The following is a 12,511-nucleotide window of genomic DNA, read 5'->3' as shown; positions in this document are numbered from 1 at the left end:
TCGATGATGAAGTAATCATCTTATTCAACCTTGATAATTTCATGCTCTAAAACCTAAAAAGAAAGATTAATACCAAACACTAATTGCTTATAAAGCGGGAAACTATCTGTTCCTCCGGTTTCCGGATCTACCTCTTTTAACAGGTGGCTTTTGGCAACAATAAAGGGGTTATATGCAGTTGCGTAAATCCGAAAGTTTGAAAAGCCTGCCTTCTTAGAAAAATCTGTTGGCAAACGATATCCGAGTGTGATATTTTTGATTTTAAAGTAAGATCCGTCAACAATGTTTAAGGCAGCTTTGTAGGTGGTATTAATGCCGGTGCCTGTTAACGGTTGCGGATAATCATTAGTGGGGTTAGTTGGAGTCCAGTAGTTATAAAATGCAGGCTGGGTAACCGTATTATAGTAGCCTAGTATGTCTGCATCTATAGTTTGTCCGTATCGCATAACGGCAAAAACCGTTAAATCGAAACTTTTGTACGTAAAAGCGTTTTGCAAACCTAAACTCCAGCTCGGGTTCTCGTGCCCTAGTACCATTCTATCTGCTGCAGAATATGGGTGTACCCCGCCGTCTGACACGCCATTTGCGTCAAATTTCTCTACTGTTGCAAGTTTGAGGTCACCCGGTTTGGCACCGTATTTTGCCGCTTCGGTCTCTTCTCCTAACTGCCATACCCCTAGTTTTTTGTAGCCGTATATTGATCTGGTAGGATAGCCGATAAACAAGCCTTCAGAAATTAAATCTGTAGCGCTTACGTTGCCTCCTAAATCGATGCTGTTTAGCTTTTCTTTACCAGTGCTAAAGGTTAGGTTAGTATTCCAAGTGAAGTTTTTGTTTACGATGTTTCTGCTACTAGCGGTAAGTTCGAAACCTTTATTTTCTGTATCAGCGATGTTCGAAACCTTTGTATATGCGGTTTTAGCATCAAATCCGCCAGAAGTATAAGGCAGTTTTCGCGCATATAAAACTCCTTTAGTTTCTGTGGAATAATAGTCCGCACTTAACTCCAAGCGGTTGTCCAACACCGAAATATCTAAACCGACGTCCGTGGTGTACGATTTCTCCCAAGTAAGATCCGGATTGCCTAATGATGATTTCAGCACATAAATAGGCACCGGGTTAGCACCGCCCAAAGACATATTAGTGCCATCTTTTGAAGCCACCTCTGTTGCGGTTTGGTATGCACCGATATTTGCAGATCCAGCAACACCATAACTTGCTCGCAGTTTCAGGCTATTTAGCCAATCACGCGTATCAGCCATGAAATTTTCCTCACTAATTCGCCATGCAGCAGCCACCGAAGGAAAACTGGACCATTTTTTAACCAGTTGTGAAACACCGTCTGATCTTAAAGATGCGGTAAGCAAATACTTTCCTTTATAGCTGTAGTTCACACGTCCTGCAAATGATAAACGCTCTGTAGCTTCGTAGCGGGTACTTTTACCGGTAATGTTGGGTGCAGCTCCCAAGTTATAGTACAAAAACTCATCGTAATCTAAACCTTCTCCGTATAGTGATGATGTTTCTCTTTGGTTTTTGGCCATTGAAGTGATACCGGTAAGGTCAAACGAGTGATCTGTGTTTAGCGTGAATTTATAATTTAGGATGTTTTCCCATAAATAATTGTAACCTATGCCTGTGTCATAGCTTGCCGCCTTTGTGTTCCTAGACTCGGAAGCCATGTTATATGAACGTTCGTTTTGGAAGGTGCCTTGTCTGGAATTTGACAACGTGATTCCTAAGTTTGAGCGGATGCTGAGGTTTTTAATTGGATTTAGTTGGAGGTAAGGATTAACCGCCAAGTTTAAGTTTTTACTGTTGTCAACAAACACACCAGGGGCGTAGTTGGCTAAAGGAGAAACTGTTGCATCGCCGATAGGAAACAAATTAATAGTGCCATCGGGATTGTAAACCGTACCTACCGGATAGATACCGAAAGATTTGTTGATCCTACTGTTAGTCTGGTCTCTGTTACGCCAGTTTACCGTGCTCTGCACCCCCGCAGATACAATTTTGTTGAAAGTTACGTCGACTCCGGCTCTGTTATTGAAGATGTCTACCTCATCATTAGGGTAAATTCCTTTTTCATTAATGTAACCTAAAGACAGGTATCCTTTTACCTTTTCGCTTCCGCCGCTGATAGAGACATGGTGGTTTTGTTGTTGCCCAGTTTGTAGCGTTTCATCAACCCAATCAACATATTGGTTAGCGTCAATAGCCTGCGTAACTGCCAACGGAAGATTTAAATCTAACAAACTATTTGGTTCTACACCGTTCGTTGCGTAGTATTTATCTTTAAGATATCGCACCCAAGCATCGCCCATAAGCGGTTTTGGATATTCTGAAAACCCGTTAATGCCATAATAGCTGTTCGCTGTTATTTGCGCTTTGCCTTCTTTCGCTTTTTTTGTGGTGATGATGATTACACCATTTGCGCCAGAAGCGCCGTAAATTGCTGTTGATGACGCGTCTTTTAATACATCGATGGTCTCAATATCATTGGGATTAAGCGTGTTGATACTACCAGGAAAGCCATCGATGATATACAACGGATCGCCACTTGCGGTGATAGACCTATTACCCCTAAGTAGAACAGACGAACTAGAGCCCGCCGAACCACTTGAACGTTGTATATCCAAACCCGCAACCCTACCTTGAATGGCCTCTATTGGGTTGCTTACCGGATTTAATGTAATTTCCTCTGCCTTTACAGACGATACCGAACCTGTTAAATCTCTTTTCTTTACTGTTCCGTAGCCAATTACAACTACTTCATTCAAGGTAGACGACGCCGAAACTAAAGAAATAGTTAGATTGGTGTTGCTCATTGTTGCGCTCACTTCCTGCGTATCAAAACCTAAATAAGTAACTACCAATGTTACGGGTGCGTTTCCGCTAATGCGCAGGCTAAATTCGCCGTTCTCGTTGGTTAATGTACTTTGGCTGCCACCTTTAATACTCACAGTTGCGCCCGGCAGCGCTAAACCTTTTTCGTCAACTACCTTACCGTTAATGGTATAATCGGCAGCTTCGGGTTTAATTACGATGGTGTTGTTGCTTAATTCGTAATTTAGAGGTTGCCCAACTAGTATTTGCGCCAACAAATCGCTGATACCGGCATCTTCTGTTTGTACAGAAATCTTCTTTTTGAGGTTAATCTGGTCCGGACGGTAAAATATTGAGAAATCGCTTTCCTTCTCTATTTTTTTCAGCATCTCTTTCACAGTAACATCGCTGGCGTTGATACTGAATTTCTTTTGCCCGTATACACCTGCATAAACATTTATTAAACAGGTGCATATTAAAATTGCAGTGAGCTTCATAGTCATGAGCAGTTTGCGCCAAAAAACATTGGCGAATAAGGTTTTCCTTTTCGAAAAAATCATAATTTAGGAGTTAGTTAATACTGATACTTCCCCAAGCATTAGGGTATTAGCTATTTAAATAAGAGCCCGTGGCACTTAGTGCTGCGGGTTTGTTGTTTGGTGGTTTTTCTATGTCATACTTACACTGATTTTAAATTTAATAATCGGTTGATTTTTTAATGTGAATAATCTTTCTGTTGGTAACAATATTTATAGGCGTAGTTTGTTTGATGATGTTTAAAACCTCGTATACGTTATGCATCTTTTTAAAAGCGCCAGAATAGGTGTAGGTATTTAAAACAGGGTCTGCCACAATTTCCACGTTGAACTCCCGCTCAAGACGTTTACTAAGCTCAATAAAATTGGTGTTGTCAAAACTTAAAGTTCCGCTAAGCCATTCCTCATAAGCGTTTTCTACCGGTATTTCTTCTAAAGGATGACGTTCTATCCTCAGTTCTTTTTCTTGTGATTTTACAGCTTTCGGTTTAGAGACGGCATCAATCTTTAAAGACTCGTTTTTCTTGAGCATCACTTTTTTCAGCTTTAAAGTGGCATTTTCAACAGATATGGCTCCACTTAAAACCGCGAACTCTTTTTTCTCGTTTTTGAATGATTTAACGCGGAATACCGTTCCGATATCTCTTACCACATAACCTTCTGCATCTACAATAAAAGGAAGGTCTTTTGTGCTTTTCGCAATGTCAAAATAAGCTTCACCTTCTAAATAAACGGTCCTGTTAGTGCTATTAAAGCTGGTGTCATATTTTAACGTAGAACCCGCATTTAAGTACACCAAAGTACCGTCGGGCAAAGCCATCTTATTTTTCTGCCCCTTTGCGGTCTGCAATTGTACGTACGCAGTCTCGGGTTTTGTACGGTTGCTGTTCTGATAAAAATATAAACCGATGGCAAAAAACAGTGTCAAACTTGCAGCTAATTGCAACGCAGGTTTTATAAAGCGATTTTTTGATGATTTTCTTTCGCTTGCAAAACGATAAAACGCGGCATCTTCGTCAATAATGCGGTGTTGCTGAGATAATTTATGATGAAAAGCTTGGTACAAATGTATATACGCAAGCTCATTAGCGGCAGATTGCGCAATCCATGCTTTTGCCTGGGCAATTTCTGCCTGGTTTGCAGTCTTGGAGATGTAAGCTAATAGCAGCTTCCGCGTTTTTTTATCCATGGTATTAAATGATAACGCGTCAGAAAGTAAAAACCCTCAAAACGTTTAAAAAAAAATATTGTTGATTTTTAGGCTTTAAAAAAAGGGAGTACCAAAATAAGCCAGGATAAGATGTTGGAAAGTTGTAAACGCAACCGGCTAATAGCAATGCTGATTTGCCGTTCTACAGTTTTAACAGAAATATTGAGTTCTGCGGCAATTTCTTTATTCATACGCTTATCAAACCTGCTTGCTTTAAAAACAGCTTGGCAACGTGGTGGTAGTTGACTAATGGCTTTATTTACAAATTGTTCTAAATCTTTTTCCTCTAAAGCATCTTCGTCTAAAACAGGCTCTACCATATGGTGGCGCTGTAAATATTCAACGTATTCGCTTTTTATTTTTTGATGCCTTAACCAGCTTATAGACGCATTTTTGACCGATGTATAAAGGAAAGAAGGTTTTAAAGAGCTGATGCGATGGTAGTCTTTTTTCTCCCATATATTAGCATAAACCTCAGATACCAGTTCCTCGGCAACTTCAAAATCGTTAACATATTTATTGGCAAAAAAAATAAGCTTGGCATAGTAGCTTTTAAATAAGCTTTCAAAGCAAGCGTTTTCCTTTTTGTCAAATACGGCCATAAATTTGAATGTGCCAAGCTTGTACAACTTGTATGTTCAATTTGGTTGTGTAGCTAAATTACTTATTTTGCACCAAAAGCTTTTATACAATCCTACCTTAATTTTATAAAATATTAACACGTTACAAAAATGCAAGGCTCTAAAACGAAATTATTACTTAAGGCCTCCGTTTTAATTCCTATTTTGGTCGGTCAAACCGTATTATAAAACACCATAAAACAGACAACATGAACAAACTTTTGCTGGGTTTAGCGCTAGGTACGTCATTGATTTTGACGTCGTGCGCACAAAAGAAGAACGTAAATGCGCAAAATGATCCTTGGTTGCGGGCCGATTCAATACGGAAATTGATTGTAGCGCCAACATTTAAAAAACAAGATTTCAACATCCGCAATTACGGTGCGGGCGATGATAGCACGCAACTGGTTACTCAGGCATTTGCCAAGGCCATTAAAGCTTGTAACGAAAGCGGGGGCGGACGCGTGATTGTGCCTAAAGGAACTTTTTTAACCGGCGCAATCCATTTGAAAAGCAACGTCAATTTGCATCTGGAAGACGGTGCTAAAATAAAATTTAGCCGCAACCCCGATGATTTTTTACCTGTGGTATTTACCCGTTGGGAGGGCATGGAGTTAATGAACTACTCGCCATTAATTTATGCTTACGAGCAGGAAAACATAGCCATCACAGGAAATGGAGTTTTAGATGGCAACGCCAGCAACGAATATTGGTGGCCATGGAAGGCAAAAGCCGAGTACGGTTGGAAGCAAGGTATGAAAGATCAGCGTGCGGACAACCAATTGTTGAAAGAGCAAAATAAAAACCGTGTGGATCCGCGTAAGCGTATTTACGGAAAAGGACATTATTTACGTCCGGCCTTTGTACAGCCTTATTTGTGTAAAAACGTGCTAATTGCCGATGTCAAAATCATTAACGCCCCCATGTGGAATCTAAACCCGGTGCTTTGCGAGAATGTTACCGTATCTAAAGTTAAAATTGTAACACACGGCCCAAACAACGACGGTTGCGACCCAGAATCGTGTAAAAACGTATTAATTCAAGATTGTTATTTCGACACCGGTGACGATTGTATAGCGATAAAATCGGGCCGTAATGAAGATGGCAGAGAAATTGGCCGCCCGGCAGAAAACCATATCATAGAAAGCTGCGAGATGAAAGACGGGCACGGCGGTGTGGTGATTGGAAGCGAAATCTCTGGCGGTGCAAAAAATATTTTTGCGCAAAACCTAAGAATGGACAGCCCAGAGCTGGACCGTGTATTGCGGATCAAAACCAGTTCTTTGCGTGGTGGCGTTATCGAAGATATTTATATGCGCAATATTGAAGTAGGTACTTATAAAGAAGCCGCGGTACGTTGTAACATGTTTTATGAAGAAGCCGGAGACTTTATGCCTACCATCCGGAATGTTGTGGTAGAGAACATGAACGTCAAAAAAGGCGGTAAATACGGAGTTTTGGTAAATGCTTATGAGCAATCGCCGGTAGAAAATTTAAAACTCATTAACTGTAAAATAGACGGTGTAGAAATCCCTGTAAAGGTAGATTATACCAAAGACATGGTTTTTAAAAACGTAGTTATCAACGGCAAAGAGGTGGAGGCGGTAAACAGCAAATAACTGCTTTCCACTTTTTAAAATATAGCCTGCGGAAAGCCGCAGGCTTTTTTGTTTAAACGGTTTGCACGTTTTTTAATTTTTAATTTTCCCTTTTTGAGTTTCTCATCTCGCATTAAAGCCAATACTGTGTTTTTCAATTTTTAATTTTCCCTTTTTAATTTTTAACCCCGGTAACAAAAGCATCTTCCGCTTTATTTCTTTTTGTGGCATTTGTACAATTTTATAAATTTAGATATGCTTAAAAGAATTTGTTCGGTAGTAACTTTTTGTACAGCGTTCTGTTTTGCCAAAGCGCAAACACAGGTTTTACCGGCAGATACGGTGCCGGCGAAGATAAAATATCAGATGCGGGGCGACACGGTAAAGTATAGCGCCGAACTGCGCCCCTTGCGTGCAATTGCCGGTGCGCCAGCGCCTTTTTACACTTATTTATGGGAATTTGGCGACGGTAATTTTTCTTTTCAACCATCGCCAGCACATATCTACGCCGATACAGGTATTTACCACCCAATAGTTTATGCTACCAATAATTACGATGACGGAAAGCCACCTCCGCGACGCCCGGGTTCTATCCAAATTAAACAAAAAGCCAATAGCACTAAGTTAGCCACTAACAATTTCTTTAAAGCCGATGAGCTTTTGGTCATGAAAACCAACGCCATGCCGAAGCCAGAAGAGGAGATGGTGCTGATTTTAGGTTACAAAAACGACTTGGCGATGGGCAGTTTAGCCGGTAAAGGCGCTTTATTGCTTTTTTATAACGATAAAGAATTTGCCAAAAACAATTTTGTGATTGATACCGTAAGGCGCTATCACGGCGAAACAAAAACAGATCAGAACAAATTCCTGCAGCTGGCCTCGCTAAACATGCAGCGTCTAAATTATTACGCCAGCAATGGGCCTTCAAATTTTTTTAGCCTTACGGCCGATTTAAAAAACAAGGCCGAACTCCTCAAAGAACGGCTGGCTAAATACCGCGATATAGAGGCTTACAGCTATCAAAACCTTGCGCAGGGCGAAGAACGTTTTATATTTTTCAGTATCAAAACAACTCCAGAAATGTTGGCAGATACCAACGCCGTGGTTACACTTTCTGCGATGATGATTCCTGATGATCCGCTTGCCGATGTAAACGTGTTTGATTTGGAATTGCAGATTGTGGCCTCGCATGATCCCAACAAAATGATGTTGCGCAACCGCAGCATGAATTATCGCTTCGTAGGTAAGAATCGCCGTTTAACCTATAAAGTCCGTTTTCAAAACACGGGGAAAGGTCCCGCAAAAACCGTGAATGTTGGCGTGCGCATTCCCGATGTTTTAGATAAATCTACCATCAAAATTATAGGCAGTAAGCCCGAAGTTGTGTTGCGCGATTCGGCTTACATCCATGGTTCGGTGTTAGACACGCTCAGCAATAAAGACAGCGTGCATTTTGTGTTCCGCAATATTTACTTGCCCGGTACCCAGCAGGAAGGCGTTAACGATGCCGATTCTACCAAAGGTTTTGTAGAATACAGCATTAAGTTTAAGAAGAAACCCAAAAAGTTGCCTTTTGAGAGCGGTGCCGCCATCGTCTTTGATAAAAACGAACCTATCTACACCAACCGCTCGCGCGGGAAGTTTAAGCCGGGTATTTCTCCAGGTATCATTAGCGGATATGGCTTTTTAGGCACAAAAAAAACACTGAACAATTATGGCAACAAAAATTACTCATTGGGTTTTAGCGTTTCGCCCTATTCGCCTTACCGTAAGTATCTCCAAGCCGAGCTTTATCTGGGATATTATAACGCATCAAACGAGTTTTTAGGAGAAGCGCAAAACTTTAAAATGCGCGATACCGTTATAAATAACCGCGATGGCTACTTAATTACGGGCAGATCTTACTATGCACAAACCACACGTTTAAACCTAGATGTAGTTCCTTTACAGTTGCGTTATAACATCAATAGTTTTGTGGGCCTTGGTGTAGGCGGGATATTCTCGCTTTCTATTAACGAAAAGCGCAAGATTCAGCAGTTTTCAACCATTTCGGGTAGGCAAGCAACAGGGACCGAGCAAACATTTGTAGATGAAAGACAGGTTTCATCGCTTACAAAAAGCTTCGCATCTGTAAACACAGCTGGTTTTGTAGATTTACAGTTGGGCTTGGTGCGCAAAGGGCCTGCTTTAGGTTTGCGTTACATCCAATCTTTAAACTATAACGACGGCCGCTTTTTTAGCTATCTAAGCTGGAAATTTTAGCTATTTTAGGCTAAATAATCAGCTTTGTTACGGATACTTACGGTTTTATTTTGTTTATGCTTTGCGCAGGGTTTTGCTCAAAATGTATTTGAGGAAAAGCAGAATGCTTTAAAAGCTAAAGACAGTTTAGCCAAATGGATTGATAACCGCGTAAATTATGCTTTGGAAGAACCTAACAAACGTTTATACTTTCTGATGCAAACCAATGGGCAAATCTGGCGGAAGCCGAAAAGTGCCCAAGAAAAAGAAGCCTGGCTATTTTTATTGCTTAATCAAGGTTATTACCAGCTCCAAAGCGGCGATATTTTAGCATCTATTAAGGCCTATGAAGATGCCTATGCCTATTTCCAAAAACACAGGATCAACGTAGATGTTGAAGAGTATATTTTAAAACCTTTATCTAACAATTATACGCGTTTAGGCGATTACGAGCGAGCTATCTATATTCAAAAGCGGAGCCTCACCTTGGCCTTGAAAAACCAAGATAAAGATTTGGCCGCGTCCGCTTATGGCAATTTATCAACTTCGTACCGCTCTAAAAATGATTTTGTAAATGCGCAGCGTTCGGCTGTGGCCGGATTAAAAATTGCAAATCCGAAAAGCGACGTGTACGGCCTTTTGCTTTCTAATTTGGCCGATATCGCAAACGAACAGAAAGCCTACGCGGTAGCTCAAACCAACATTGGCCTAGCGATAAGGCATCTGCAACAACAAAAGCCGAATGCTTCCGTAAATTATTGGCTAAGCGGTGCTTACACGCTGGCCGGCGATATCGCTTTTAATCAATTGCAGTTTGGTGCGGCAAACAATTATTATAAGCTCGCAGAGGCGATTATCAAACAAAAACTTACCGGCAAACGCAAGCGCGAGTTAACCTATATTTATTGCAAACAGGGCGACTTAAGCCTCAAACAAAAAAACTATAAACAAGCAATCGCTTTTTACAATAAAGCTTTAAAGGTGTTGTTGCCAGCTTTTTCGGAGGATAATCTTTCGGCTTTGCCAGATAAAAAGCAGCTTTTTGCCGAAAATAAGCTGCAAGCGGCTTTGAGCGGAAAAGCAACTGCGCTGGAGGCTTTGGCTTTCGCCGATGAATCTTTACAGGCATCGATACTGGCTTTTGACGTATCGGAAAAACTGCGCGAAGAATTTACTTATAAACGCTCAAAAGAACAGTTGCAAGCCGAATCAAAAACCTTAGCAGAAGAGCTAATCAACAAAGCCTTTGCTTTATGGCAAAAAACTAAAAAACCGTATTATGCCAATTTGATATTGCTGTTTACCGAAAAAACTAAATCCCGAATTTTATTTGATGAATTGCAAGCGCAACAACAGTCGCAATTTGGGAATCAAAAGCTGCAGGCGCAATACCAAAAGCTAAAGCAATCTTTGGCTTATTATCAAAAACAAGCGCAGGAACAGGAAAGCAAAAACTTCCAAAAGCAAATTGCCGATGTACAATTCCAGCTGTCCAACATCCAAAAGCAATTGAATTTTAAAAACCCCTCTGTTGCTGATGATGTTTTGCCATTGCTAAAAAAAGTACCAGCCGGTAAACAGGCTGTAATTTTCTTTTCGGGTCCAAAAAACAGCTATTTAATTGTTGCAGACCAAAAATTGGTGCGGGAAATTAAATTTTTGGGCGAAACAGCGAAGCTGGACAGCATTGTACTCAATTATTTAAAGACCTATTTTTATCAGGGACCTATGGAAATGGCCAACCATCCGCAGGCCTTTGTTAAATCCTCTTATCATTTATATCAAGCTTTGCAGTTACCCCAACAAAGGCAATCTGATTTTTTAGTGGTTAAAGATGGTATGCTTAATTTTTTACCTTTCGAGAGCTTAATTACCGAAGCAAATGTAGTTGCAAAGGTAGCCGAATGGCCTTACTTGCTTCGCAGGGCAGATTTAAGCTATGCTTTTTCATTAAATTCTTTAAACGGCGACTATCAAAAAACCTTAAAAAAGTTAAGCGCTTTCTTTTTATCAGAAACAGGGTCCGCAAAAGAAGAAATTGCAGCGGTAAAATCAGAGTATCAAAAATTAAAAAATGCGTTTAGCGGAGATTTTTATCTAAATCACCAAGCTACCACCTCAGCATTTACCAGCGCTTTAAAGCAGACAGATATTTTACACATCAGCAGTCATGCCTATTTGACCTTAAAACAGCAAGAGCCGGTACTGGAACTGTTTAGAAGTCGCTTTTACTTGTTAGAACTGGCGGATAAAGCAAAAGTGCCGCCTTTGGTGGTTTTAAGTGCCTGCCAAACCGCAGACGGCGCTTATGTAGCAGGTGAGGGGGTGCTCAGTTTTTCGCGCGGATTTGTGGCCGCAGGCGCAAAAGGCATTATATCAAGCTTGTGGAACGTGAACGACCAAGCCGGCGCCAATTTGATGTTGAGCTATTATCAAAATTTGGAAAAAAACGGCAGCACACAGGGCGTAATGCGACAAACCAAATTGGCTTGGTTGCAAACAGCGCATACAAACCAAATGTTGCTGTTGCCCTATTATTGGGATAGTTTAATTTATAGCGGGGCAAATTTGCAGGTAGAGCTGCACCAGCCTTTTCCGTGGCTTTACCTTGTTTTGGGCGTTTTGTTTTTGATTGGGATTACGGCAATGCTTTATTATCGGAAACGTTTACACATTTCCCCAACCGGTAGCCAAAACATCCGCTAAATGCATTGTTTTTATGGGCAAATTGTTTTTGTCAATATAAGCCTGGATTTGCAGTAGGCAAGATGCGTCTGTAGAAATGATAAACTCGGCGCCGGTAGCTAAAGCGTTTTGCACTTTTTGCTCGGCCATAGCTGTAGAAATTGCATCAAACTTTACCGAAAACGTGCCTCCAAAGCCGCAACAAACCTCGTTGTCTTTCATCTCAACCAGTTCTAAGCCCAAAACCTTGTTTAACAAACGGCGGGGTTCTTCTTTAATTTTACATTCGCGCAAGCCACTGCAAGAATCATGGAACACGGCACGACCTAAAAGCTCGGCACCAAAGTAATCTTTCTTTAAAACGTTAATTAAAAAGTCGGAAAGCTCATGAATGTGGCTTTGGATGTTGCGGCATTTATTATGGATGGCAGTGTTAAAGAATAAATCGTTGTACGAGTTTTTAACCATGCCGGTGCAAGATGCAGATGGAGATACGATGTAGTTCTGCTCCGAAAAATCGTTCAAAAACTTACTGCCTACGGTTTTTGCTTCGTCCCAAAAACCTGCGTTGTAGGCGGGCTGGCCACAACAAGTTTGCTCGGGGTTATAAATTACTTTGCAACCTGCTTTCTGTAAAATTTTATAGGTGTTTTTTGCCGTTTCTGGGTAAAGCTGATCAACAAAGCAGGGTACAAATAATTCGACATTCATGTTTAAGACTTGTGCTGGCGAAGCCAAAAGTAAGAAAATATTTGTTTAGAGCTATTAGCGTGTCAAGCACCCAACCTGTTCTTT

7 protein-coding genes are annotated in these 12,511 nt (G+C 40.9%); 3 read left to right on the top strand and 4 right to left on the bottom strand.

The features are described from left to right. Window positions 1-53 precede the first annotated feature (53 nt). The 3 genes from BCY91_RS02350 to BCY91_RS02340 form a co-directional block, all read right to left on the bottom strand. On the bottom strand, window positions 54-3,386 hold the full coding sequence (locus BCY91_RS02350) for a TonB-dependent receptor (RefSeq protein ID WP_120180429.1): 3,333 nt from the start codon (window positions 3,384-3,386) through the stop codon (window positions 54-56). A 136-nt stretch (window positions 3,387-3,522) separates the two neighbouring features. After that, a complete protein-coding gene (locus BCY91_RS02345; protein WP_120180428.1) occupies window positions 3,523-4,551 on the bottom strand; it encodes a FecR family protein in 1,029 nt (342 codons plus the stop codon). A 68-nt stretch (window positions 4,552-4,619) separates the two neighbouring features. Further along, window positions 4,620-5,174 (bottom strand): RNA polymerase sigma-70 factor, encoded by a 555-nt coding sequence (locus tag BCY91_RS02340; RefSeq protein ID WP_147387889.1) that lies wholly within the window; start codon window positions 5,172-5,174, stop codon window positions 4,620-4,622. A 227-nt stretch (window positions 5,175-5,401) separates the two neighbouring features. Between BCY91_RS02340 and BCY91_RS02335 the strand changes: the two genes are divergently transcribed. The 3 genes from BCY91_RS02335 (at window position 5,402) to BCY91_RS02325 (ending at window position 11,737) form a co-directional block, all read left to right on the top strand. Continuing rightward, on the top strand, window positions 5,402-6,811 hold the full coding sequence (locus BCY91_RS02335) for a glycoside hydrolase family 28 protein (protein ID WP_120180426.1): 1,410 nt from the start codon (window positions 5,402-5,404) through the stop codon (window positions 6,809-6,811). 234 nt (window positions 6,812-7,045) lie between these two features. After that, window positions 7,046-9,052, top strand: coding sequence for a DUF7849 domain-containing protein (locus BCY91_RS02330; protein WP_120180571.1), 2,007 nt, complete (start codon window positions 7,046-7,048; stop codon window positions 9,050-9,052). A gap of 24 nt (window positions 9,053-9,076) precedes the next feature. Further along, window positions 9,077-11,737, top strand: a complete 2,661-nt coding sequence (locus BCY91_RS02325) for a CHAT domain-containing protein (protein ID WP_120180425.1) — start codon at window positions 9,077-9,079, stop codon at window positions 11,735-11,737. Here the strand turns inward: BCY91_RS02325 and BCY91_RS02320 are convergent. Then, entirely contained in the window at window positions 11,699-12,427 is a 729-nt protein-coding gene (locus BCY91_RS02320) for a (Fe-S)-binding protein (protein ID WP_120180424.1), read from the bottom strand. The two genes, BCY91_RS02325 and BCY91_RS02320, sit on opposite strands and share 39 nt — an antisense overlap. Window positions 12,428-12,511: the final 84 nt, after the last annotated feature.

Origin of the sequence: Pelobium manganitolerans (genome assembly GCF_003609575.1) — a bacterium.
GTDB lineage: Bacteria > Bacteroidota > Bacteroidia > Sphingobacteriales > Sphingobacteriaceae > Pseudopedobacter > Pseudopedobacter manganitolerans.
The sequence above is the reverse complement of the archived record's forward strand: the minus strand, read 5'-3'. Positions and strand labels throughout refer to the sequence as shown.